This window comes from Thermoanaerobacterium sp. CMT5567-10 (assembly GCF_030534315.2).
In the GTDB taxonomy this organism is placed as follows: domain Bacteria; phylum Bacillota; class Thermoanaerobacteria; order Thermoanaerobacterales; family Thermoanaerobacteraceae; genus Thermoanaerobacterium.
On the sequence record NZ_CP130558.2, the window covers coordinates 1866088 to 1892436 of the forward strand.

24 protein-coding genes and 1 pseudogene are annotated in these 26349 nt (G+C 35.8%); 22 read left to right on the forward strand and 3 right to left on the reverse strand.

Translation table 11 applies throughout. The annotated features are described in order from the left end of the window. Positions 1-23: 23 nt before the first annotated feature. The 22 genes and pseudogenes from Q2T46_RS09565 (at position 24) to tnpA (ending at position 22009) form a co-directional block, all read left to right on the forward strand. Positions 24-1808: an ABC transporter ATP-binding protein gene (locus tag Q2T46_RS09565; RefSeq protein WP_303265673.1), complete on the forward strand. Its 1785-nt coding sequence runs from the start codon at positions 24-26 to the stop codon at positions 1806-1808. Between the two features lie 189 nt (positions 1809-1997). Then, complete coding sequence (locus Q2T46_RS09570) at positions 1998-2783, forward strand: RNA polymerase sigma factor RpoD/SigA (protein ID WP_303265672.1); 786 nt, start codon at positions 1998-2000, stop codon at positions 2781-2783. Between the two features lie 97 nt (positions 2784-2880). Further along, positions 2881-4794 (forward strand): FAD-dependent oxidoreductase, encoded by a 1914-nt coding sequence (locus Q2T46_RS09575; protein WP_303265671.1) that lies wholly within the window; start codon positions 2881-2883, stop codon positions 4792-4794. A 345-nt stretch (positions 4795-5139) separates the two neighbouring features. Beyond that, complete coding sequence (locus Q2T46_RS09580; protein ID WP_303265670.1) at positions 5140-6570, forward strand: N-acetylmuramoyl-L-alanine amidase; 1431 nt, start codon at positions 5140-5142, stop codon at positions 6568-6570. A gap of 296 nt (positions 6571-6866) precedes the next feature. After that, positions 6867-7220 (forward strand): response regulator, encoded by a 354-nt coding sequence (locus Q2T46_RS09585; protein ID WP_303265669.1) that lies wholly within the window; start codon positions 6867-6869, stop codon positions 7218-7220. A gap of 73 nt (positions 7221-7293) precedes the next feature. Continuing rightward, the gene (locus tag Q2T46_RS09590) at positions 7294-8145 is read left to right on the forward strand and encodes a class II fructose-1,6-bisphosphate aldolase (protein WP_209453482.1); all 852 of its coding nucleotides are present in this window, start codon (positions 7294-7296) and stop codon (positions 8143-8145) included. 67 nt (positions 8146-8212) lie between these two features. Then, on the forward strand, positions 8213-8860 hold the full coding sequence (fsa, locus tag Q2T46_RS09595; RefSeq protein ID WP_013298953.1) for a fructose-6-phosphate aldolase: 648 nt from the start codon (positions 8213-8215) through the stop codon (positions 8858-8860). Between the two features lie 349 nt (positions 8861-9209). Next, on the forward strand, positions 9210-11111 hold the full coding sequence (rho, locus tag Q2T46_RS09600; protein WP_303265668.1) for a transcription termination factor Rho: 1902 nt from the start codon (positions 9210-9212) through the stop codon (positions 11109-11111). A gap of 63 nt (positions 11112-11174) precedes the next feature. Continuing rightward, positions 11175-11384 (forward strand): 50S ribosomal protein L31, encoded by a 210-nt coding sequence (gene rpmE / locus Q2T46_RS09605; RefSeq protein WP_013298951.1) that lies wholly within the window; start codon positions 11175-11177, stop codon positions 11382-11384. A 90-nt stretch (positions 11385-11474) separates the two neighbouring features. Next, the gene (locus Q2T46_RS09610) at positions 11475-12053 is read left to right on the forward strand and encodes a thymidine kinase (protein WP_303265667.1); all 579 of its coding nucleotides are present in this window, start codon (positions 11475-11477) and stop codon (positions 12051-12053) included. A gap of 30 nt (positions 12054-12083) precedes the next feature. Further along, entirely contained in the window at positions 12084-13010 is a 927-nt protein-coding gene (locus tag Q2T46_RS09615) for a DUF1385 domain-containing protein (RefSeq protein WP_303265666.1), read from the forward strand. After that, complete coding sequence (gene prmC, locus Q2T46_RS09620; protein WP_303265665.1) at positions 12997-13830, forward strand: peptide chain release factor N(5)-glutamine methyltransferase; 834 nt, start codon at positions 12997-12999, stop codon at positions 13828-13830. Before Q2T46_RS09615 ends, prmC begins: the two co-directional genes overlap by 14 nt. 60 nt (positions 13831-13890) lie before the next feature. Next, positions 13891-14952: a peptide chain release factor 1 gene (gene prfA, locus Q2T46_RS09625; protein ID WP_303265778.1), complete on the forward strand. Its 1062-nt coding sequence runs from the start codon at positions 13891-13893 to the stop codon at positions 14950-14952. A gap of 342 nt (positions 14953-15294) precedes the next feature. Further along, positions 15295-16014, forward strand: a complete 720-nt coding sequence (locus Q2T46_RS09630) for a ZIP family metal transporter (RefSeq protein WP_150201477.1) — start codon at positions 15295-15297, stop codon at positions 16012-16014. A 23-nt stretch (positions 16015-16037) separates the two neighbouring features. Further along, positions 16038-17087 (forward strand): L-threonylcarbamoyladenylate synthase, encoded by a 1050-nt coding sequence (locus tag Q2T46_RS09635; RefSeq protein ID WP_303265664.1) that lies wholly within the window; start codon positions 16038-16040, stop codon positions 17085-17087. Between the two features lie 16 nt (positions 17088-17103). Next, positions 17104-17544 carry a low molecular weight protein arginine phosphatase gene (locus Q2T46_RS09640; RefSeq protein ID WP_303265663.1) on the forward strand — a complete coding sequence of 147 codons (441 nt, stop codon included), beginning with the start codon at positions 17104-17106 and terminating at the stop codon, positions 17542-17544. Between the two features lie 14 nt (positions 17545-17558). Then, entirely contained in the window at positions 17559-18005 is a 447-nt protein-coding gene (gene rpiB / locus Q2T46_RS09645) for a ribose 5-phosphate isomerase B (protein ID WP_303265662.1), read from the forward strand. Positions 18006-18021: 16 nt separating this feature from the next. Next, positions 18022-18654, forward strand: a complete 633-nt coding sequence (gene upp / locus Q2T46_RS09650; RefSeq protein WP_303265661.1) for a uracil phosphoribosyltransferase — start codon at positions 18022-18024, stop codon at positions 18652-18654. Between the two features lie 13 nt (positions 18655-18667). Next, a complete protein-coding gene (locus Q2T46_RS09655) occupies positions 18668-19111 on the forward strand; it encodes a dCMP deaminase family protein (RefSeq protein WP_013298941.1) in 444 nt (147 codons plus the stop codon). A 71-nt stretch (positions 19112-19182) separates the two neighbouring features. Further along, complete coding sequence (locus tag Q2T46_RS09660; RefSeq protein ID WP_303265660.1) at positions 19183-20217, forward strand: MraY family glycosyltransferase; 1035 nt, start codon at positions 19183-19185, stop codon at positions 20215-20217. An 18-nt stretch (positions 20218-20235) separates the two neighbouring features. Next, complete coding sequence (gene wecB, locus Q2T46_RS09665; RefSeq protein ID WP_303265659.1) at positions 20236-21387, forward strand: non-hydrolyzing UDP-N-acetylglucosamine 2-epimerase; 1152 nt, start codon at positions 20236-20238, stop codon at positions 21385-21387. A gap of 165 nt (positions 21388-21552) precedes the next feature. Continuing rightward, positions 21553-22009, forward strand: a pseudogene (gene tnpA, locus Q2T46_RS09670) (IS200/IS605 family transposase). 218 nt (positions 22010-22227) lie between these two features. Here tnpA and yicI read toward each other — a convergent pair. The 3 genes from yicI to Q2T46_RS09685 are packed head-to-tail and all read right to left on the reverse strand — an operon-like array spanning position 22228 to position 26333. Then, positions 22228-24546 (reverse strand): alpha-xylosidase, encoded by a 2319-nt coding sequence (gene yicI, locus Q2T46_RS09675; RefSeq protein ID WP_303265658.1) that lies wholly within the window; start codon positions 24544-24546, stop codon positions 22228-22230. 35 nt (positions 24547-24581) lie between these two features. Beyond that, positions 24582-25427, reverse strand: coding sequence for a carbohydrate ABC transporter permease (locus Q2T46_RS09680; protein ID WP_303265657.1), 846 nt, complete (start codon positions 25425-25427; stop codon positions 24582-24584). Continuing rightward, positions 25428-26333, reverse strand: coding sequence for a carbohydrate ABC transporter permease (locus Q2T46_RS09685; RefSeq protein ID WP_399388589.1), 906 nt, complete (start codon positions 26331-26333; stop codon positions 25428-25430). Positions 26334-26349 lie beyond the last annotated feature (16 nt).

Sequence of the window (26349 nt, forward strand, 5' to 3'; positions counted from 1 at the left end):
GTACGATGAAGGGAGGCACGAAGATGGCTAAAAATATGGTAAAGCAAGATGAAGATTTGAGGTACATGTCAAATTTCGTCATATTAAAGAGGCTCTTTAGTTACCTTACGAAACATAAATTTAGGGTATTTCTTGTAATAATGCTTTTGATTTTTGAGATGATTGTAAGTCTCATAAATCCAGTTCTTATGAAAACGGCCATTGACAAAAATATAAAGAATGGCGATATTAATGGACTTCTTATAATCGGGCTTTTGATGGTATCGCTAAATTTCCTGGCTATGATGGCATCAAGGACAAGGATAGTTAAAATGGCTTCTGTCACAAATGACATACTTGTCAATATAAGGCATGAACTTTACAGCCATATACAGAAGCTTTCATTTTCGTTTTTTGACTCAAGGCCAGTTGGTAAAATCTTGGCAAGAGTCATAGGTGATGTTAATTCACTGCAGGATCTTTTTAACAACAGCGTTACAAACTTTATTCCACAGATTTTGACTGTAATATGTGTTGGTGCCATGATGTTTTATTTAAACAGCAAATTGGCGTTGGCATCTATGACACTGCTTCCATTGCTTGTGATTGGGCTTTTTTCAATAGAGGCTTTATCAAGAAGAAGATGGCAAGAATTTAGAAGGAAGAGGTCTACGTTTAATGCTTACACTCACGAAGATTTTTCAGGGATAAAAGTTGTACAGGAATTTGCTAATGAAGATAAGACTTCTTCAGTGTTCTTTAAACTTGTTAAAGACATGATGGGAAGTTTTGTTCATGCTGTAAAATTAAACGATCTGTTTTGGCCGATGGTAGATGCATCTTACGGTCTTGGTGCGGTTATACTGTATTATTTCAGTGCAAAGCTTATTGGAAGTGGACTTACGATAGGAACAATAATTGCATTTACAATGTATATAGGCATGTTTTGGAGACCTATACTCGATATAAGCAATTTCTACAACAGCTTGGTCATGTCTTTTGCGTCTGCTGAAAGAATATTTGAGATTATGGACATTGAACCGGATATAGTGGATATAAAAAATGCGATAAAGATGCCCAAGATAAAGGGAACAGTGGAATTTAAAAATGTTACATTCAGCTATGACGATGGAAACATAGTTCTAGACAATGTCAGTTTTAAAGTAAATCCAGGAGAAACTGTGGCACTTGTAGGTCCTACAGGTGCAGGCAAGACGACAATTGTCAATTTAATCAGTCGTTTTTATGACCCTTCAAAAGGGGCTGTCTTAATAGATGGCAAAGACATAAAACACGTAGAGCTAGAGTCACTAAGAAGTCAGATGGGCATCATGCTGCAAGATACATTTTTGTTTTCAGCTACAATAAAGGAAAACATAAGGTACGGAAAGCTGGATGCAACAGATGAAGAAATTATAGCAGCAGCAAAAGCGGTAAATGCCCATGACTTTATCATGAAGATGGAAAAGGGCTATGATACAGAAGTGAATGAGAGAGGATCACGGCTTTCTGTGGGACAGAGGCAGCTAATATCATTTGCAAGAGCACTTTTGGCAAATCCCCGCATATTGATTCTGGACGAAGCTACATCTAATATAGATACTCAAACAGAAAGGCTTGTTCAAAGAGGTATAAAAAGGCTTCTAACAGGTAGAACATCCTTTGTCATAGCTCACAGGTTGTCAACTATAAGGGATGCAAATAGAATCATGGTTGTTGATGGTGGCAGAATTGTAGAGGTAGGGACGCATGACGAGCTTATGAATCTTAGAGGCCTTTATTACGATCTCTACATGTCCCAGTACAGATTTTTGAGCGAAGGAGCTTAAATAAGAAATATTAAATATTGCGCTTATAAATTCGGGCAATTCAGTGAGAATAGTTGAAATTTCTGTTGGATTGTCCATATTTTTTATTATTCACATAAATTTCACAAAATTTTCACATCAAAATTATAAAGTCCCGTTGTAGTATTTTTTACAAGATTATAGAAAGTGATAATGATGGGGGATAATGTTATGCCAAAGTTATTGACGAAAGAAGAAGAGAAAAGTTTATTTGAAAGGCTGAGAAATGGCGATGAAAGTGTCAAAGAAGTATTGGTGGAATGCAACATAAGACTTGTTGACAAAGTTGCCGCTGGATTTGTAAGGCCTGGCGTGGAATTTGACGACCTTGTTCAAGAAGGATTGATAGGGTTGCTTACAGCAATAGACAAGTTTGACCACACTAAAGGCTACAAATTTTCTACGTATGCCACATGGTATGTACAGCAAAGCATAAGAAGGTACATAGGAAATTTTGGTAAAATCATAAGGCTGCCAATTCATGTTAATGAAAAAATAAACCGTATATTAAAAGCAAGGTATTCAATAGAGCAGAAAAAAGGATGTTTTGCTACAACTGAAGAGATATCCAGATTGACGGGATATACTGAAGAAGAAGTAGAAAGTTATCTAGCATACGCTACAGATGTCATAAGCTTAAATCAATACGTTAACGATGAAAAAGTAGATGCAGAACTTATCAATTTTATACAAGATGATACAATTGATGTAGAAGAGATGGCTATAGAAAAAGAGGTTAAAGAAGAAGTCAGAAAAATTTTGGATAGCTTACCTGAAAGAGAGAGCATGATATTAAAAATGCGTTTTGGATTTGGCTGCAATTTAAAAACACTCGCGGAGATTGGGAATATCTTTGGATTGACACGGGAAAGGATACGGCAGATACAAAACAATACGCTAAAGGAATTAAGACGTAATCGTAAAGTAAAAGAGAGATTGAGAGAGATAATGACATAATATACATTGTTCAACAATATTTTTACTAAAAAGCGTATTCAAAAACAGCAAAATCATGATATAATCAACATATGAGGAATATGTTGAGGTGATTTTTTTGCCTAAAAAATATTTGATAATTATTATTTTGCTTTTTATTGTATCTGTATCAATAATTACAGCAATAGGTGGCTACTTTTATGTGGAGAAGTACAAAAAAGCACCGCAAAACACTACATCAAAGGTCATAGAAGAAAAGCAGAATCTTCCTAAGCCAATTAAGCTTAATCTACCTGATGATGGCAACCAATATGATGTTATCGTTGTGGGAGCGGAACCAGAAGGTGTTGCTGCTGCAAGATCAGCAGCTAAAAATGATGCAAAAGTTTTAATAATTGATAAGCACGATGGTCCTGGCGGCCTTATGACGTACGGCATGTTAAACACAATTGATATGAGCAAAGGCCCCGATGGCACATTGCTTACACAAGGTACATTCAAAGAGTTTTTTAAAGGCATAGGCTCAAAAAACTCATTTGATGTGAAAAAGGCTAAAGAAGTATTTTTAAAGCTTTTAAGTTCGCCAAAAATAACACAGTCTTACAATACAGTATTTGAAAAGCCCATAATGGATGGAAATAAGATAATAGGCATAACGGCTTTAAAAGACGGAAAAGAAGTAAATTTCTATGGGAAAAGGATAATCGACGCAACGCAGGATGCGGATATTGCAGTATCAGCAGGAGTACCATACACAGTTGCAGCTGAAGACATGGGTGTAAAAGGAAAAGTACAAGCATCAACACTTATTTTCAGATTAAAAGGATTAGATTGGGACAACCTTATAAAAATAATAAAATACGAAAAAAAGATACCAGCAACGTATATAAACGACACATCAGCAAGTGGATTTTTATCCATAACAAAAAAATACAAGCCTTCAACGCCTATGCTTAGGCTAAGAGGTCTTAATCTCGGCAGGCAAGATGACGGCACAGTATTAGTAAATGCCCTTTTGATATACGGCGTAGATGGGCTTAATAAGACATCAATAGAAAAAGGAATGGAACTAGCAAAGAAAGAGCTTCCAAGGATAGTCCAGTTTTTTAGAGAAAACATCCCTGGCTTTGAGAAAGCAGAGCTTGACGGCACAGCAGACGAACTTTATGTAAGAGAGACGAGGCACATAAAAGGATACTATACACTTGACATAAACGATGTTGTATTTAATAGAGATTTTAAAGATAGGATAGCAATAGGGTCGTATCCTGTAGATGTACAAGCAACATCACCAGAAGATGTTGGCTTTGTATATGGGAAGCCTGTAGAATATGCAGTGCCATTTAGGTGCATAGTGCCGGAGAAAGTAGATAACCTACTTGTAGTTGGACGGTCAGCATCCTACAGCCATCTAGCAGCAGGCTCTGCCAGGACAATACCGATAGGTATGGCAGAAGGAGATGCAGCAGGTGTAGCATCTGCATATTCAATAGCCAAGAATAAATCATTTGCTGACATAATAGGAAGCGAAGAAGATATAAAGAATATACAGTCCATATTGGTAAGCCAGGGAGCATACCTTACACCGTTTAAAGCTGAAAACAGTGTAGAGAAAAGCTGGGCCTTCGATGGACTAAAATTTGTCCTTCACTGGGGGCTTATAGTACCTGGATACAACAATGATTACAAGCTTAATGAAAAATTAGCCAGTATCTCATTTTATCACATGACGTCTAAAATGATTGAAAGGGCTATTCCCAGCAAAGTACAGCTTCTAAGTGATAATTATCAGTATTTGCAAAAATATATTATAGACAAACCATTAACAAAAGAAGAAGCAGCAGAAATGCTTTTGACATACGCAGGATTTAGAGATGAAATAAGTGGAAACAGTGGAAAGCTATTTAATTTGGCACATGAAAAGGGATTGATATCTGATGAATCATATAATGATATAGAGAAAAGTGGATATGTAAAGAGGCAGGATGCCTATGACATGACATTTTCTCTATACAAATTTTTAAGCAAGTGAAAATAATTGCTCAATCATGATACCTGGAAACAGGTATTTTTTATACCCAATAAGAAAGCATATTAATTTTTATAATTTTTTATAATGCTAAAAAATTTATCAATGCTTTATATCATCAATTTATTCTGCTTGTTAGACAAGACATCATGCGCTGTTAGGGTTTTACTTTTGTTCATAATAGCGAAAAATGTCGATAAATTGTATATATAAAAAGCCTATAAATTCAAATCTAATCAATAAGTTAATAAATTGTAATGTTTTTGTAACTTGTCTGTAATAAAAGTAAACTATCATATATTTATGTTTAAAAATAATAAAATTTACGTGAAAAAGGGGGGTAGAGCATTGAAAAAAGTCGTAACGTTTTTTGTTCTTTTGCTTCTATTGTCTACATTTTATGTATCTGCATATGCGTATAAGGGAAATATTATCGTTGATGGCAAAGTAGTAAATTACAATGTACCTGATATCACTATAACTGTAGATGGGAATAAATTCGATACAGGTAATAATCCACCCCTTATATTGGATGGAAATACAATTGTGCCATTAAGATCAATTGGGCAGGGCTTAGGTGCCAGCGTTGACTGGGATGGTTCGACCCAGACTATAACTGTTACGAAAGGGAAAGTTTTCAAATTTTTTATAGGGAAAAATTATGCGACTGTAGATGGCAGTAAGGTTCAGCTTCCAGCACCTGCAAGGCTTATAAATAATAATACATCATATGTTCCTATGCGATTTTTGTTTGAAAGCTTAGGCTATGATGTAAAGTGGATAGGAGATAAATACCTTATACAAGTTACATCAAAGGTGACAGTTCCTCCTACATCCAGTAATGTCAATATTACGGATTTCAGTTCTTCTTATGCAAACGGCATATATAAAATAACTGTAAAAGCAGATGGACCATTGACGTACAAGCAGGGTACGATAAATGATAGCTCTGGTGTAAGAGTTTATTTTGACTTTAGCAATACTATAAATGCTGTTACAAATAAGCAAATAGTTATAAATCAAGGTAGTCTTAATATGACGTATATTGGACAAAATCAGCTTCAGCCTGCCATCACAAGGCTTGTTATAAGCATGACTACCAGTCTGCCATATACGATTACGCAATCACAAGATAAAAAAGAATTTGATATATCATTTAACATTGGAAATAATAGTTCCAGCTCTAATAACGGACCTTTAATCTATATTGATCCCGGTCATGGAGGTTCTGATCCAGGAGCTATTGGTGTTGGCGGGATACATGAAGCAAACATAGCTCTTGCTATTGGATTAAAGTTAAAGACGCTTTTAGACAATGGCGGATTTCGGACGATGATATCTAGGACTACTGATACGTACGTAGGACTTTATGATAGGCCAGATCAAGCGAATAATGCTGGTGCAGATGCATTTGTAAGTATTCACTGTGATGCCTTTGATTCATCCTCTGCAAACGGAACGACAGTCCTCTACTACCCGAATGGATATAATGGCGATACGAGAGATGACAAGACATTTGCGCAAATTATACACGATAATTTGATGAAAGAAATAAATACAACAGATAGAGGTTTATCTGAAAGACCTAATTTGGTAGTTTTAAATCAGACTAAGATGGTAGCAGTTTTGGTAGAAACAGGATTTGTCACAAGTCCTACAGACGCTCAGCTTTTGACAGATGACAATTTTCAATGGAAAATTGCGCAGGGCATTTACAATGGCTTAGTTCAATATTTTACGGAGCTTAAGAATGGAACAATAAAGTCAACTATTTCATAATGACACATATTGACAAATAAAATAAAAATGATATTTAAGCGCATTTATAAAACAAGGACGAAATTAATATGCAATAATATTAATATCGCCCTTGTTTTATTTTTAAACCTTTTTCAAAAAAATATTATGTTTTACTATGCATAACTGTGTAATTTTTTTCAAATAAAAAAAGGAATATTTAGATTTATGTAGAATATATATATTTGTGTGTGTAATCAAGGGAAAAGCGTTTGAATGAATTGCTAGGTAGTTTTATTGCCCTTAGAAGTTAGTAATGAGGGAGGGCTTGTGTAAAATTGGGGAGGATTTTGATTGTTGATGACAACAAAGGTGTGTGTTCACTGCTGAAAGAAATTTTTACAATGGAAGGCCATTATGCTAAGACATGCAATGAAATCGAAAAAGTTCATGAGAAACTGGAAAATTTTCAGCCGGATTTAAGCATTTTTGACATACATATTGGTAAATGCAATGTTTTGGAATTTTCAAAAAGTCTAAAGCGGTTATATCCGCAGATGGAAATCATTTTCATGTCAGCGGATGACCCTGATGAATGTTTTAAAGAACAAAAGTTTATAAAAAAGCCTTTTGACATTTTTAAAGTCATGGAATACATAAATAAAATTTTAAATGACAGATTGGTAGTGTAAAGGTACTTTATAGTACCTTTTTTTCTTGATTTATATACGCTATTTGGTTAAAATATATTAAGGAGGTGTTATGATGTTAGTAACAGGTATAGAATTATTAAAAAAGGCCAATGAAGAAGGCTATGCAGTAGGTGCTTTTAATACTAGCAATCTTGAAATAACCCAAGCCATTGTTGAGGCTGCAGAAGAGATGAAATCTCCTGCCATAATTCAGGTTAGTGAAGGCGGTTTAAAATATGCTGGCATTGAGACAATTTCTGCAATCGTAAGAACACTGGCAACTAAAGCATCAGTTCCCATCGCATTACATTTAGACCACGGTACAGATTTTAACAACGTCATGAAATGCTTGAGAAATGGCTGGACTTCAGTCATGATGGACGCATCTAAGTTACCCCTTGAGAAAAATATAGAAGTGACGAAAAACGTTGTAACGATAGCTCATGGCATGGGTGTTTCTGTAGAGGCTGAGATAGGTAAGATTGGCGGTACAGAAGACAACGTAACTGTTGATGAAAGAGAAGCATCTATGACGGATCCTGATGAAGCGTACAGGTTTGCAAAAGAGACAGGTGTTGACTACTTAGCAATATCTATCGGTACTGCCCATGGTCCATACAAAGGTGAGCCTAAACTTGACTTTGACAGGCTTAAAAAGATAAAAGAGATGCTAAAGATGCCTATTGTACTTCATGGTGCATCAGGAGTTCCAGAAGCTGATATAAGAAAGGCAGTAAGCTTAGGTGTAAATAAAATCAACATAGATACTGATTTAAGACAAGCTTTTGCTGCAAGGTTGAGAGAACTTTTAAAAGAAGATGGAGAAGTCTACGATCCAAGGAAGATTTTAGGTCCATGTAAAGAAGCGATGAAAGAAGTTGTTAAGAATAAGATGAGGATGTTTGGCTCAGAAGGAAGAGCTTAAGTTTTAGATGCATAAGGGACGGTTTTCGCCCCTATGGGATGAATATGTGATGGAGGAGATGTGCAATATGAAGTTTTTTATTGACACTGCCAATGTCGATGAGATAAGAGAGGCAAATGAGCTTGGGGTTATATGTGGCGTTACAACTAATCCTTCCCTCATAGCAAAGGAAGGCAGAGACTTCATAGAAGTTGTGAAAGAGATCACAACAATCGTAGATGGTCCTATAAGTGCAGAGGTTGTATCGGAAGATCATGACGGAATGGTAAAAGAAGCATTAGAGCTTGCCAAAATACACAAGAATATCGTAATAAAGATACCTATGACAGCAGAAGGACTAAAAGCAGTTAAGATACTTACAGAAAAAGGCGTAAAGACAAATGTAACACTTATATTCTCAGCAACACAGGCACTTTTAGCAGCACGGGCAGGTGCTACATACGTCAGCCCATTTGTTGGAAGACTTGACGACATCTCAACTGATGGCTTGCAACTTGTATCAGATATAGTACAAATTTTTGATATATATGGAATTGAAACAGAGGTAATTGCTGCAAGCATAAGGCACCCAATGCATGTTTTAGAAGCAGCAAAAGTTGGAGCACATATCGCAACAGTTCCATATAAAGTAATCATGCAGATGATAAAACATCCATTGACAGACATAGGTATTGAGAGATTCTTAAAGGATTGGGAGACAGTTCCAAAGAAATAAAGGTGAGTCAGAGGATTTTTCCTCTGACTTTTTTTAATATAATTTAAGAAAAAAATTACAAATGCTGAATATTTTTATTAAATGTGTCGATAATATTAACAGGATGTTAAAAAATTATTAAAATTACACTATGTTACTTGACTTTTTTAAAAGGTATAATAAAATATAAATAGTGTATAACGTTTGAAGGGCTCAAGAATACATCATTGACTATTTACAAATATTATAACCGTGTATTCTAAGACCAATCTTAAACAAATTCTTTTTATTAAAAATATTGATTTATAAATTTTTTAATAAAATCCCATTTTAAAAATAAATAATTATTACATTCAGGAGGTGCCTTTTTTTGGATTTTAATGATTTAGAAGGGAAATCCCTTGCAGAGCTTAGGGAGATAGCGAAAAGATATGGTGTAAAAAGTATTACAAAGTACAGAAAGCAACAGTTAAAGGAGCTTATTGTAGAAAAGTCAAAACAGATTGAGCTTGTTGAAAAAATTGATAAAGAAAATGAAGCCAAAGAGTTACACTTAGATGAAAAGGCTGATGAAAAACTTAAAGACGAGAAAGGTGAATCATCAAATTTAAGAGTTGCTGAAAAAGCGATTGAATCAGAAGTATCAGATAAGGAAAGTGATGAAAATGGTGAAGAAAATCTGATAAGTGGTACTGAGGCGAAAAGTGATAATGCCTCAGAAGAAGAAAGCAAAGACGCTTCAGAAGATACAAATGAAGCGAATGAAAAAAGTGATTTAGAAGAAAAAAAAGAAGAGAAAAAGACCATTGGAAAGATAAGCATACCTGTTGAAGAACTGGAAAAGTCGGATGCAGATTATGAAGAACTTAGAAGAAAGCTAAGGATGCGCTTAAGAAGTAAAGAAAATATTACAGAAACTGTTCAGGAAGCGAAAGAGGACATTGATGAGGCGATAAAGGTTAAGCATGAAAATGAAGCCGTTGAAGATGAAGAAAATGTGGCTGAAGATTTAGTAGAAGAAGACGTACAAGAGGAAAAAGAGGTTGAAGATAAAGAAAAAGAGACAAAAAAAGGCCACAGCATATTTATAAAAGAAGGCCTCCCTCTTATAAGCGATGTATCTGAGCCTTTAAAAGAACTTATAGAGACGCAGGGAGACGTGGTGGCTGAAGGCGTCCTTGATATAATGCCTGATGGATATGGATTTTTGAGAGTTGAGAATTTTATACAGGGCAATAAAGATATTTATATATCACAATCACAGATTAGGCGTTTTGGGCTTAAAGTCGGTGATAAAGTAAAAGGAATTACAAGGATTCCAAGAGAAGGGGAAAAGTATTCTGCAATTTTATATGTGGAGTCGATAAATGGTGAGAGTCCAGATCTTGCAAAGAAGAGAATCCCATTCGACGAGCTTACACCTATTTTCCCGGATGAAAAATTAAGACTTGAAACGATTCCAACAGAACTTGCCATGAGGCTTGTGGATATTATTGCGCCTATTGGGAAAGGTCAAAGGGGAATGATAGTTGCTCCGCCAAAGGCCGGAAAGACAACTCTATTGAAGAAAATAGCCAATAGCATATCTATAAATCATCCTGAAGTTCATTTGATTGTACTTCTAATTGATGAAAGACCAGAAGAAGTTACAGACATGAAAAGATCTATAAAAGGTGAAGTTGTTTACTCTACTTTTGATGAACTTCCAGAGCATCATACAAAAGTGGCAGAGATGGTGTTGGAATATGCAAAAAGACTGGTAGAATACGGCAAAGATGTTGTCATTCTTATGGATAGTATAACAAGGCTTGCAAGAGCTTATAATCTTGTTACACCACCATCTGGAAGGACATTATCTGGTGGCCTTGACCCATCAGCACTTCATCCACCAAAGAGATTTTTTGGTGCCGCAAGAAATATAGAGGAAGGTGGGAGCTTGACTATTCTTGCAACTGCACTTATTGAAACAGGAAGCCGCATGGATGATGTCATATTTGAAGAGTTTAAAGGGACAGGTAATATGGAGCTTCATCTTGATAGAAAATTACAGGAAAGGCGTATATTCCCTGCAATTGATATATACAAATCCGGTACAAGAAAAGAAGAGCTGCTACTTTCACAGAAAGAGCTGGAAGCTATGTGGATGATTAGAAAGGCAATGAGCAGCATAGCACCTAATGAAGTGACTGAAGTATTAATCGATAGACTTATGAGGACAAGGACAAATGCTGAGTTTATAGAGGCCATAAGATCCCAGCTTTATAAATCTTGATATTATATATTATGTATGATATAATCATTTAAGTGTAATTTCGGTTTGAAAGAGGTGAAGGCGATGAAAGAAGGAATACATCCAACTTATTATCATGATGCAGTTGTAAGATGCGCATGTGGCAATACATTTGTGACAGGCTCTACAAAGAAAGAACTTAGAGTTGAAATATGCTCAAAATGTCATCCACTATTTACTGGACAGCAAAAGTTAGTTGATACAGGTGGTAGAGTGGAAAGATTTAAGAGAAAATATAACATTGATGCAAAATAATGAAGTGGTTAGAGTTGTTGCTCTAACCTTTTATTGTATGGAACGCACTTTTTTGTTGTTTTAAACTATTTATCTAAGAGGTGGATTATAATGTACGGTCCTAAAGACCATGGATACATAGAGATTATTACAGGCCCAATGTTCAGCGGAAAAAGCGAAGAACTGATTCGAAGGATAAAAAGAGCTAAGATTGCTAAACAAAAAGTCCAAGTCTTTAAACCTGCTATAGATGACAGGTATTCTATAGATAGAGTTGTTTCACATAATGGCGATAATATGCATGCTATAGCCATTGTAAAGGCATCTGAAATACTAACTTATGCGGAAGAAGATACGGATGTATTTGCGATAGATGAAGTTCAATTTTTAGATTACGAAATAGTTGACATTGTAAAGGAAATAGCAGACAGCGGCAAGAGGGTAATCTGTGCGGGGCTTGACATGGATTTTAGAGGTGAGCCTTTTGGACCAACACCGGATTTGATGGCTATTGCAGAATTTGTCGACAAGCTTACTGCAATATGTATGAAGTGCGGCAATCCGGCTACCCGCACTCAGAGGCTTATAAATGGGAAACCGGCAAATTACGATGATCCCATAATAATGGTTGGAGCGAAGGAATCATACGAAGCAAGGTGCAGGAAGTGTCATGAAGTTCCTCGTACGTAGTATAATTTATTGCTTATAGGAGGTGTAGCGATGAAAAAAACTGATATAGGCGGTCAAGCAGTAATAGAAGGTGTGATGATGAGAGGTCATAACAGCATTGCGACGGCTGTGAGATGTGGAAATGACATAATTGTAAAAAAAGACATGGTAAAGCCTTTGACAAGAAAATACAAGATTTTATCTGTACCGTTTATAAGAGGCACGGTGGCACTTATAGATTCTTTAATTATAGGAATCAAAACCTTAACTTACTCTGCAGAATTAGTACAAGGTGAAAGTGAAGAAGAGCCAACTAAGTTTGAACTTTTTTTAAAAAAGGTTTTTGGCGATAAGCTTGATGACGTAATCATGTATTTTTCTGTGGCTTTGTCGCTGGCCATATCTATAATCATATTTTTTATTGGTCCAACATATGTGGCGGGTTTTTTAAAACGGTATACTGAAAATACGTTTTTGATAAATTTATTTGAAGGCGTATTTAGAGTTGCCATATTTATCGCATATCTCGTGCTGATATCTCGTATGGAAGACATAAGAAGGGTTTTTGAATACCACGGCGCAGAGCACAAGACGATACATTGTTTTGAGCATGAAGAGGAACTTACTGTTGAAAATGCCAGAAAGTATACGACACTTCATCCTAGATGTGGCACTAATTTTTTGTTTATAGTTATGATAGTTTCAATTATCGTATTTTCATTTTTGAGATGGCCTACACTTTATATAAGGATAATATCTAGAATACTATTACTACCTGTTGTTGCTGGTATATCATATGAAGTCATAAAGATAGCTGGTCATAGCGACAATAAAGTTATTGCAGCATTAGTATATCCAGGCTTGCTTCTTCAAAAACTTACGACGAAAGAGCCTGATGACAGCCAGTTGGAGGTTGCAATTGCATCTTTAAAAAGCGTCCTTGAGGATGAGGGAGGAAAAGCTTTTGAAGATATTTGATGCAGTAAATTTTGGCACAAAATATTTAAAGGCCCATGTGTCAGAGCCGCGGTTGGAGGCAGAAGGACTTTTATCGTTTACATTAGAAGTTAGTAAGGAATATTTACTGATAAACAGGGATAAGGAAATAACGGATGATAGTTTTAATAAGTACATGGAAGTTTTGGATTTGAGAAAAAGTGGCATGCCGTATCAGTATATAGTGGGGGAAAAGCACTTTATGGGGCTTATATTTAATGTAAGCCCTTCAGTTTTGATACCGCGAAATGATACGGAAATACTTGTGGAAGAAGTCTTAAAAAGACTTAAAAGCGGTGATACTGTTTTAGACATAGGGACAGGCAGTGGTGCCATTGCAGTAAGCATAGCAAAGTACAAAGATGTAAAAGTCTATGCTGTAGATATTAGCGATGAGGCTTTAGAAGTTGCAAAAGAAAATGCTTGCGAAAATGGTGTTTCTGATAAAGTTATCTTTATAAAAAGCGATTTATTTTCTTCAATACCAAAAGATATAAAATTTGATTTAATTGTATCCAATCCCCCTTATATAAGAAGTAATGAAATAAATGAATTGCAGGAGGAAGTAAAAAGGGAGCCTAAAATTGCCCTTGATGGAGGTGAAGATGGGCTTACATTTTACAGAAGGATTGTGAAAGATTCAATAAATTATATAAAATTTGGTGGCATTATAGCATTTGAAGTTGGATTTAATCAAGCATGGGATGTTAAGGACATTCTCATTGATAGTGGTTATTCCGATATTGAAGTGGTGAAGGACTTGCAGGGAATCGATAGGGTAGTTTTGGGAAAGCGGTTGTAACTGCTTTGATACTTTTAAAAATTAAATTAATATGGTATAATCAGCATTTGAGGTGAGATGATGATAGATAAACTTAAGACAATTGAAAATAGATATGTAGAGCTTAGCCAGAAATTAAGCGACCCGGAAGTCATGAAGGATATGGACGAATGGAAAAAGATGGCGAAAGAGCATGCCAGTATTGAGGAGATTGTGCAAAAATATCGTGAGTATAAAAAAGTATTAGATGATATAAAATCTACAAAAGAGATAATTGAGATGGATGATGATCTTAAAGATATGGCTCAGGAAGAGCTTAAGAGCCTTGAAGAGAAAGAAAATAAGTTGTTAAATGAGATAAAGCTTTTGCTGCTTCCTAAGGATCCAAATGATGAAAAAGATGTCATAATGGAAATAAGGGCAGGGGCTGGTGGCGAAGAAGCTGCGCTTTTTGCGTATGATCTTTTTAGAATGTACACAATGTACGCTGAGAAAAAGCATTGGAAGTACGAGATAATGAGCTCCAATGCTACAGAGCTTGGTGGATTTAAGGAAGTCATATTTAGCATAGCTGGTAAAGGTGCATATAGCAGGCTTAAATTTGAAAGTGGTGTTCATCGCGTACAGAGGATTCCTACCACAGAAGCAGGTGGAAGGATTCACACATCGACGGCCACTGTTGCAGTGTTGCCGGAAGTAGAAGATGTAGATGTAGAGATAAACCCAAATGACATAAAGATAGATGTATTTAGGTCAGGAGGTCATGGCGGGCAAAGTGTCAATACGACTGACTCAGCAGTGAGGCTTACCCACATTCCAACAGGTATTGTCATATCATGTCAGGATGAAAGATCTCAGCTTCAAAACAGGGAAAGGGCTATGAAGATATTGAGGGCTAAGCTTTATGAGATGGCACGGGAAGAAAAAGAAAGAGAAATTTCCATGACTAGAAAGCTGCAGGTAGGCACAGGCGATAGAAGCGAAAGAATCAGAACGTATAATTTCCCTCAAGGCAGAGTTACAGACCACAGGATTGGACTTACTCTTTATAAATTGCAGATGGTACTTGACGGCGATTTGGATGAGATAATTGATGCACTTTTGGCAGAAGATCAGGCAGAAAGGCTTGAAAGCATGCAGTAAGGCTGTGAACAAGCCTTTTTATTTTGCTGATTTTCCACTTTAAATTGAAATATTTTTATGTAGAATGAATAAAAAATAGTACAATCCTGCTATTTAGATAACTTATATATTTTTTTAAATTATTAAACTTTTTTAACTTGACCCATATTTGGTTTCTCATTTATAATAATAAAAACACTTTAATGATTTACATTATGAAATTATAAATATTGCCCCCCAGCTGTCCTCATTGAGGACGCTTTTCTACCCGGATGGACCTCCTACCATCCGGGTAGATTTTATTTTGCCTCATATCATATTATTCTTATTTGCAGAATAAATTTTAAAAGATGAGGTGATATTGTGAATAATTTTTATATTGTGTTGATGGGATTTTTTATCGGCATAATAGGTACAGGCACTGGGGGTGCAATTACATATCTTTACAGGAAACCTACAAATAGATTTTTAAGCACGATACTGGGCTTTGCAGGTGGAATTATGCTATCTGTGGTAACTTTTGATTTGCTTCCACATGCATTTGAAATCGGTGGGCTAAACGTTGGTATGCTGGGACTTATAGCGGGTGTGTTGATTGTTGTATTTTTCGAAGATATTCTGCCGGAGAAGGGCAAGAGAAATAACTATTTAAAAGAGGGAATAATCATGGGTTTTGCCATTGCAATACACAATTTTCCAGAAGGGCTAGCTGTTGGTTCAGGATTCATGTCATCCAGCTCATTTGGATTAAGTATTGCACTGGTTATTGCCTTACATGACATACCTGAAGGGATTGCCATGTCTACACCTTTATCTATTGGAGGTGTTACGCCTTTTAAAAATATGCTTTATGCTATTTTAGCTGGTATACCGACAGGCTTAGGCACTATTGCAGGTGTTTACATGGGGGAAGTATCTCCTTTTTTCATAGCCCTTAATTTAGGGATTGCAGGAGGAGCTATGCTTTATGTAACATGTGGCGAAATGATACCTGAATCGAGAGATTTATATAGAGGAAGGATTTCTGTTTTTGGAATGATTGCTGGAATCATTAGTGGTATAATAATTACTAGAGTTTTATGAAATGATTGAAAGGGTTGTGACAAATGACAAAGGTAGTTAAACTTGATAGAGATAATCCAAACTTAAATCTTATTGACGAAGCTGCAAATATACTTATAAGTGGAGGCCTTGTGGCTTTTCCTACAGAGACGGTTTATGGCATTGGAGCAAATTCGCTAAATCCAGATGCAGTTGCAAAAATTTTTATCGCCAAGGGAAGACCACAAGACAATCCACTTATTTTGCATATTGCAGAGTTTCAGGATCTTTTTAAATACGCAAAAAATGTACCTGACAATGCTTTAAAGATGATGGAGATGTTTTGGCCAGGGCCCCTTACTATGATATTTGAGAAATCTGATATTGTTCCGCCAATAAATACTGCTGGGATGGATACCGTAGCAATAAGAATGCCATCAAATACTATAGCACATACTCTAATAAAAAGGGCTGGCATACCAGTATCGGCTCCAAGCGCCAATCTGTCTGGAAAACCAAGCCCAACTGATGCTTCACATGTTATAAATGACCTTTATGGTAGAGTTGATATGATAATAGATGGTGGAAGCTGCGATGTTGGTGTGGAGTCTACTGTTGTAGATATGACGGGAGAGATTCCAATCATATTAAGGCCAGGTGGAATAACGAAAGAGATGATAATGAATGCCATAGGCCATGTTGAGGTGGACCCAATAGTATATAAAAAACCTGCAAAAGATCTAAGGCCAAAAGCTCCTGGCATGAAGTATAAACACTATTCACCTGATGCGGAGGTTTACATTGTCAAGGGAAAACTAGGGGATGTTATAAAAAAAATACAAGAGTTGACAGAATTTCAATTGAATAATGGTAAAAAAGTTGGTATAATGGCAACAGAGCAAACATGTGAAAAATATCAAAATGGGGTAGTTTTGGTAGTTGGAGACAGAGAAAGACCTGAGACTATCGCTAAAAATCTGTTTAGGTGTCTTAGGGAATTCGACAAAAAAGGTGTTGATGTAGTCTACGCCGAGGGATTTGACTATGATGAAATTGGACTTGCCATAATGAACAGGCTTGAAAAAGCTGCAGGATATAAGGAAATCATTGCATAAGGAGCAAATAGTTAATATGAAGGTGTTATTTGTCTGTACTGGAAATACGTGCAGAAGCAGCATGGCGGAAGGAATATTTAACCACATCGCTAAAGAAAAAGGCACAGAACATGTAGCAGAGTCTGCAGGAATTATGACTTATGATGGATTGCCTGCTACAGATGAAGCAATCCAGGTTTTAAAAGAGGAATATAATATAGACATATCAAATCACAGATCTCGCAGTATTAAAAGAGAATATTTGGAAAATGCTGATTTTGTGTTTGCTATGACTGACATGCAGAGAGAATCTCTTATTACAAAATATCCAGAATTTGCAGACAAGATTTTTACGTTAAATGAATTTGCAGATCTTAAAGGTGACATAGATGACCCATTTGGCCGAGGAAAAGATGCGTACAAGAAAACGGCTGAAGATATATATGAAGCCATCTTGCGCATAATTGAAAAATTGTAGAAAGGAGCATTTTAATGATTGCAATAGGTTCTGATCACGGCGGATATGAGCTTAAAGAAGCTATTAAGAAGCATTTGGATGAGAAAGGAATTGAATACAAAGATTTTGGTACATTTAGCGAGGAATCAGTAGATTATCCTGATTACGCATTAAAAATAGCGGAGGCAGTAGCCAGTGGCCAGTTTGAAAAGGGTATACTTCTCTGTGGAACTGGTGTGGGCATTTCAATTGCTGCCAATAAGGTACCTGGAATCAGAGCGGCTCACGTATCTGACGCATTTTCAGCAAGATACTCAAAAGAGCACAATAATGCAAATGTGCTTTGCATGGGGGGAAGGGTTGTAGGACCAGGCCTTGCAGCTGTTTTAGTTGATGAATGGCTTAATGCGGAATTTCAAGGTGGAAGACATCAAAAAAGACTTGATAAGATTACAGAAATTGAAAAGAAGTATTCAAAATAACATAGGAGGTAAGTAAATGTATAAAAATGTTTATGTTCTAGATCACCCACTTATACAGCACAAAATCAGTTTGATAAGAGATGAGAATACTGGTTCAAAAGAGTTCAGAGAGCTTGTGGAAGAGATATCTATGCTTATGGCATATGAAGTAACAAGAGATCTTCCGCTTGAAGAGATAGAAGTAAAGACTCCTATTGCTGTGGCGAAGACTAAAGTCATCGCTGGTAAAAAGCTGGGTATAGTGCCTATCTTAAGGGCTGGACTTGGAATGGTAGATGGTATGCTGAAGCTTATACCAGCAGCAAAGGTAGGGCATATAGGTTTATACAGGGATCCTGAGACATTGAAACCTGTAGAATATTATTGTAAACTGCCATCAGATATAAATGAGAGAGATTTAATAGTTGTTGATCCTATGCTGGCAACAGGTGGTTCTGCATGTGCTGCTATACACTTTTTGAAAGAGAGAGGTGCACAAAGCATAAAACTTGTTAATCTCATAGCTGCACCAGAAGGAATAAAAGCAGTTCACAGAGATCATCCCGATATACCTATTTATGTTGCTTGCATCGACGAAAGGTTAAATGAGCACGGCTATATAGTACCGGGCCTTGGAGATGCTGGGGACAGGCTTTTCGGGACGAAGTAAGAGGAATGTAATGATGAGGCCTTCATGGGATGAGTACTTTATGATGGTGGTGGATGTGGTAAAGACCCGTTCTACCTGCTTGAGAAGGCAGGTAGGTGCCGTCATCGTCAAGGACAAGCATATCATATCGACAGGATACAATGGTGCACCTACTGGCCTTAAACACTGTGAAGAAGTAGGATGCATGAGAGAAAACCTAAACATACCATCAGGTGAAAGACATGAGCTGTGCAGGGGGACACACGCAGAGCAGAATGCCATAATACAGGCAGCATTAAATGGTGTCAGCACTAAAGATGCTACAATTTATGTAAGTGCAAGTCCTTGCTCTATGTGTGCTAAGATGATTATAAATGCAGGAATAAAAAGGGTGGTTTATGAAGGGGATTACCCTGATAAGCTATCTTTTGAGTATTTTAAAGAAGCCACTATTGAAGTAGTAAAAATAGATAGATAAGATGTAGTTGACAATAAGGTCAATTGTGGCATATTATATAAGTATGTATAAACATTCAGGGGAGTGTTAAAATGGGAATATACATCTTGTCGTTTGTTGTGGCTTTTGTGGTTGCACTTATGGCTACACCGGCGGCAAAGAAATTGGCTTACAAAATTGGAGCCATTGATATACCAAAGGATAAAAGGCGTGTTCATAAGAAGCCAGTACCACTTATCGGCGGATTAGCCATTTACCTTGGTACAATTCTTAGCATACTTTTATTTCTGCCAAAATCTCAGACTAATCTTGGAATAATTGCAGGAAGTACAATTATAGTTGTACTTGGAATATTTGACGATAAATATGAATTAAAGGCGAAAGTAAAACTTTTAGGACAGCTTTTGGCATCATTTGTAGTTGTCCTAAGTGGTGTTAGAATTGATTGGTTAACGAATCCATTTGGAGATGGCATGATAAACATAGGAGTTTTTGCAATACCCCTCAGTATATTCTGGATAGTAGGCATTACGAATGCTATGAATCTTATTGACGGGCTTGATGGACTTGCTGCAGGAATAGCATCCATATCATCTGGCTCCCTATTTGTAGTGTCTCTTTTAAACGGCCGGTATGCGACTGCCCTTATTACTGCTGCTGTAACAGGTGCTGCACTGGGATTCTTACCATACAATTTTAATCCTGCAAAGATATTTATGGGAGATACAGGTGCCATGTTTTTAGGCTTTATTTTATCGGCAGTATCTATTCAAGGTGCTGTAAAATCTGCTGCGGCGATAGCAATTGCTGTGCCGATTTTGGCTTTAGGAGTTCCTGTATTTGATACAGCATTTGCGATAATAAGGCGTATAGCAAATAAAAAGCCTATTATGGAGGCAGATAAAGGACATCTGCACCACAGGCTTTTAGCATTGGGTCTTACACAAAAACAAGCTGTTTTTGTCATGTATGGTGTAAGTCTATTCTTAGGGCTAAGCGCAATACTCATATCTTTTACCAATGGCGCAAAAGGCTATATAATATTGATTATCGCAATTTTAGCAGTTTTATGGGGAGCAGATAAAATGGGATTGTATGGACATAAGGCGAAAAATATGAATGTGTAAATATAAGGAGCTGAAGACATGCTAAAAGTTATGCCGATTTTTGGTACAAGACCAGAAGCAATAAAAATGGCACCACTTGTAAAAGAGTTGGAAAGTGCCAGCGATATAGAAACGGTAGTTTGTGTTACAGCTCAGCACCGGGACATGCTGGATCAGGTGCTGAGGCTTTTTAATATTAATCCTAAGTACGATCTTGATGTAATGAAGAAAAATCAATCACTGTCTGCTATAACGTCATCTGTCTTAAAAGGCCTTGACGAAGTTTTAGAAAAGGAGAAACCTGATTTAATTCTCGTACATGGTGATACAACTACAACTTTTGTTTCTGCTTTGTCGGCTTTTTACAAGAAGATAAAGGTAGGCCATGTAGAGGCTGGATTAAGGTCTCACGATAAATGGTTTCCATATCCGGAGGAGATGAATAGAAAGCTTACAGGAGTTCTTACGGATATACATTTTGCACCAACACAGACGGCAAAGGACAATTTATTAAGAGAAGGTGTATGTGAAAAAGACATTTTCGTAACTGGAAATACAGTCATAGATGCCATGAAATACACTGTTAAAGATAATTATGTATTTCGCGATGACAGATTAAACAATATAGACTATGAAAATAAAAGAATAATTGTTGTAACGGCTCATAGGAGAGAGAACTGGGGTGAACCTATAGAGAGTATATGCAATGCATTGAGAAAGATTGCGATGGATTTTAAAGATACGTATATAATATATCCAGTTCACAAAAATCCCATCGTAAGGGGTGCTGTTTTTAGTATTCTTGATGATATTGAAAATGTATTGCTGCTTAATCCAATTGACACAGATGAAATGCACAATCTTTTAAAAAGATGTTACATGGTTATGACAGATTCAGGCGGTCTTCAGGAAGAAGTGCCATCACTAGGGAAACCTGTCTTGGTTCTAAGGGATGTTACAGAAAGGCCTGAAGCAGTTAAAGCAGGTACTGTAAAGATAATAGGTACAGATTTTGATAGAGTGTACAGTGAAGCAAAACTTCTACTTACAGATAAAAATGAATACGACAGGATGGCAAATGCAGTAAATCCATATGGAGATGGCAATGCATCAAGGCGTATAGTAAGTGCTATAAAATATGCATTCGGTATGATGGATGAAAAGCCGGATGAATTTAAAGGCAGCTTATGAAAGCTGCTTTTAAATTATGGGCTTTAGCCTGTTGAGCTCGCAAAGCGAGCGAAACAAAAAACCACCCGCTATGCGGGTGCGCGACAGAAGTTATACAAAAAATCACCTTTTTCCGTTATAATAGAGTTGTACAAGCCACTATATAACAAAAGGAAAGGTGATTTAATGGCTAATAAACGAGATGAAATGGCACGCACAAAATGGATGTGCAAATACCACATTGTGTTCACTCCTAAGTATAGACGAAAAATAATATATTAATCAATACAAAGAAAGTATAAGGGATATATTAAAAGAACTATGTAAATACAAAGGAGTAGAAATTATAGAAAGACATCTAATGCCGGATTATGTACACATGTTGGTGAAGCATACCACTAAAAATTAGTGTGTCTAGCTTTATGGGATACTTAAAGGGGAAGAGTGCATTGATGATATTTGACAGATATGCAAATCTAAAATATAAATTTGGCAACAGGCATTTTTGGGCGGAAGGATATTATGTAAGCACTGTAAGACTAAATGAGGCAACAGTAAAAAATATATCCAGGAACAAGAAAAGCGAGATATTATGTTGGACAAATTAAGTGTAAAAGAATATGAGAACCCCTTTAAGGGGTAGCCCGTAGTACTTTAGTCTCTTTAGGGGCGGCAAAAGTGGCAAATGCATGGTGGCTTGAACAAAGTGAAAGCCAGCGCCTTTAGACGCTGGCTAGTGATAGAGGCTTATAGCCTCAGAATAAATCACCCGTTTTACGGGTGGTCATGATTATAAAAAAGTATATGCATTTTTGTATACACATATTATACATGGATCTTTTTTAGATAATTTATTAGAAATTAAACATATATTGTCACGCTGTCAGTTTTTAAATCAGGATTAATTTTTACCCCAAAATCAACAACTTCAAATGTTCCATTAATTACTTCTTTTACATTTTTATAGTTTCTTAATATAACACTCCACTTTTTATTACTGTTCTTTATATTCACTCTATAACAATTATCATTTCTTATAACAGATATCTCAACCTCCTTTTGTCCTTGTACATTGTAAACTGAAGTTGAAACAATTGACTCACCTTCAATTTCAAAAACATGGAATTCCACATTATCAGCATAATCATAATCGGGTATATCGTCTCTGCTACCTACTGGAATTATCGAATTAGGGCGTACCATAAGAGGTATACTTAAATAACCATGCTTTTCTTTCTTAAAGCAACCACCTTCTACAATCTCTCCAGTTAAAAAATTTGTCCATCTGCCTTTTGGCAGATAGTATGAAACGATACCTTCTTCATTAAAAATAGGGGCTACCAAAAGTGAGTCACCCAACATATACTGTTTATCTAAATACTCACAGGCTGGATCATCAGTAAACTCCAAAACCATTGCTCTCATTACAGGAATTCCTGTATTAGCTGCATTACACGCTGCACTATAAATATATGGCATCAATCTATTCTTTAAATTAGCAAAAAACCTTAGCACATCTACAGATTCTTCATCAAAGAACCATGGAACCCTATATGAAGAGCTTCCATGCAAGCGGCTGTGAGTCGACAATAATCCAAAAGCTACCCATCTTTTGTACAAATCTGGTGTTGCAGTATTTTCAAAACCACCAATGTCATGACTCCAAAATCCAAAACCAGAAAGACACAACGACAATCCACCACGTAAACTTTCTGCCATTGACTCATAAGTTGCCCAACAATCGCCACCCCAATGTACAGGAAATTTCTGACTACCAACAGTTGCAGATCTACTAAATAGCACTGTATCAGCTTCACCTTTTTCTTCAGCTATAACTTCATAAACCGCTTTATTATACAAGTAAGTGTAATAATTATGCATTTTCACAGAATTTGAACCATCATAGTATAAAACATCAGTAGGAATCCTCTCTCCAAAATCCGTTTTAAAGCAATCTACACCCATCTTCAGTAAATACCTAAGTTTTTCTTTGTACCATTCTCTTGCATAAGGGTTTGTAAAATCAACTATACCCATTCCTGCTTGCCATAAATCCCATTGCCACACATCGCCATTTTCCTTAGTTAGAAGATAACCATTATCCATTGCTTCATCAAACAATGGTGATTTTTGTGCTATGTACGGGTTTATCCAAACGCATATCTTTAGATTCTTATCCTTTAATCGAGTTAACATGTTTTTAACATCGGGGAATACAGTTTTATCCCATTCAAAATCACACCATTGAAATGCTTTCATCCAAAAGCAATCGAAATGAAAGACTTTCATAGGAATACGCCTGTCCAACATGCCGTCGATAAAGCTCGTAACAGTTTTTTCATCATAGTCAGTTGTAAAAGATGTAGATAACCATAATCCAAACGACCATGCTGGTGGGAGCGCTGGTTTGCCAGTTAACTCAGTATAGTTTGCAATAACATCTTTTAAAGTATCTCCACCTATGACAAAATAATCTAAATACTCTTCTGATACGCTAAATTGTACTTTTGAAGTATTTTCTGATGCTACCTCAAATGAAACATTGCCGGGGTAATTTACAAATACACCATAACCTTTATTCGTAATATAAAAAGGTATACTCTTGTACGCCTGTTCACTTGAAGTACCACCATCCTCATTCCATATATCAATTACTTGACCATTCCTAACAAACGGCGTAAAATGTTCACCTAACCCGTACACACATTCACCAACACCAAGCGATAATTGTTCTCTCATAAATTTATCTCCATTTTCAGTCATAATATAACCTATAGATTTAAATTTGCTTGATGTAATTAGCTTATCCTTATACAAGTATTCTATATTAAATTTATTTTTAGAAACTTTGGCTGACAAATCACCACTCTTAAAAATAACGTACTCATCTTTTGAAAAAATAGTAATTTTTCCTTTTTTATTTTCGTTTATTTCAAAATCTGGAGCTCTTTTTTTTGTTCCCTTAAAATGATAAATCTGAACCCTTATGACATTTTCTAAAGGCGAACTAAATTTTATGGTGATCATCGGACAGTTTATTGTATCACTTCTATCGTTTATTATTGATGTTGGAGAGTACACAGTAAGACTTTCGTCGTCTATAATCTCATCAAAAACTTGCATGGGATATAAAATATTTATGCCTTTTCTTAAAAGCCATTGTCCATTTGTAAATTTCATTAAATTCTTCTCCCTTCTTTTCAAATCTTTGAATATTACTCTTTCACAGCTCCACTTGTCATTCCACTGACAATATATTTCTGCAAAAATATGAATATTAACACGACAGGTAAAACAGTGATAGTTCCAAAGGCTAATATTGAATTCCACTGCATCCCGTATTTCCCAATAAAATTGTAAATTCCTAGAGTCATTGGCTGCATATTCTCATTTCTTAAAAAGGTTAAAGAATACATCAAATCTCCCCAAGCAAATAAGAATGAAAATACTGCACCGACAATTATTCCTGGATATGCGATAGGAATCATAATTCTCACAAATGCTGTAAAAGTATTGCATCCATCAATTCTAGCTGCTTCAGTAAGCTCTCGCGGTATCGATAGAAAATACGTCCTCAATATCAATATTGCAAATGGCACCGCATTTGTCGAAACTGCAATTATTGGTGCTAAATAATTATCCAGCAATCCAAATCTATAAAATATGACAAAAAGTGGGGTTAATATCAATGATGGTGGAAGCATTTGTGATATTAAAAACAGCAAAATAATAATCTTTCGCCCAACAAATTTAAATGTAGCCAATCCGTATGCGGCTGGTACAACCAATATTGTCGACAACACCGTTGTCCCTAATGATATAATTGTACTATTTACAAAACCTTTTATTAATGAATTATTAGTATGAAATTGGTTTAAATACGCACCAAAATATAGTTTAGATGGAAAAATAGCTGTTGCATTTTTAAATATTTCTGTATCAGTTTTTAACGAAGATACCAGCATCCAATAAAGAGGAAAAAGGAAAAATATACATATCAATATTCCACCAATAGTAAGATAAATGGATTTTTTAGAATACTCTCTTATTTCACCTTTCATTTAAGCCACCTCTTCGTCCTTTATAAGTCTCAAATACCATATCGCAACACAGAACATAATAACAAATAATATATTTGCAACGGCTGCTCCTTTGCCAAAATTAAACTCTGAAAATGAATATCTATAAGCAAGAGTCGAAAGAACTTCAGTAGAATTTACAGGTCCTCCACCAGTAACAATATAAACTAAATCAAACACTTTAAAAGTGAATATAAATCCCTGAATTAATATCGCTGTTATTGCTGGTTTAAGCAAAGGCAATGTTATATAAAAGAATTTTTGAATAGTATTCGCACCATCGATTGCAGCACTTTCATATACATTATTTGGTATGGTAGTTAAACCAGTTGTAAGTAAAATCATGTTAAAAGGAACTCCTATCCATGTATTAGCAATTATAAGAGCCCACATTGCTGTAGTTGGATTTTCTAACCATTGAATTGGCGAATTTATCAAATGTACAGTCAAAAGTATATGATTTATAATACCATTGCTGGTACTAAACATGTACTTAAAAAGTTGCCCGCTAATAGAAACAGGAATAAGCCAAGATATCATTAAAAATCCTCTTATAGGCTCTGATAATTTAAATTTCAAATTAAAATACAACGCAAATGCAAAGCCAATGACAAACTGAAATAACATACTCATAATTGTATAAAAAAATGTATTTTTAATAGATATAGCAAAAATGGGATTCGCAAAAATTTGCTTATAATTGTCAAGTCCAACAAATTCTCTTACTCCAGTATTAATCGTTATGGCACTTGCATTTTGAAAGCTTAATATGATATTGTAAATTATAGGATAGCCAACGAATGCTATCATAAATACTAATGCTGGTATTACAAAATAATAGCCAGTTAAATTTTCGTTTTTTAATTTTCTTATTATATTCAATATTATCACCACCCAGTTTTAT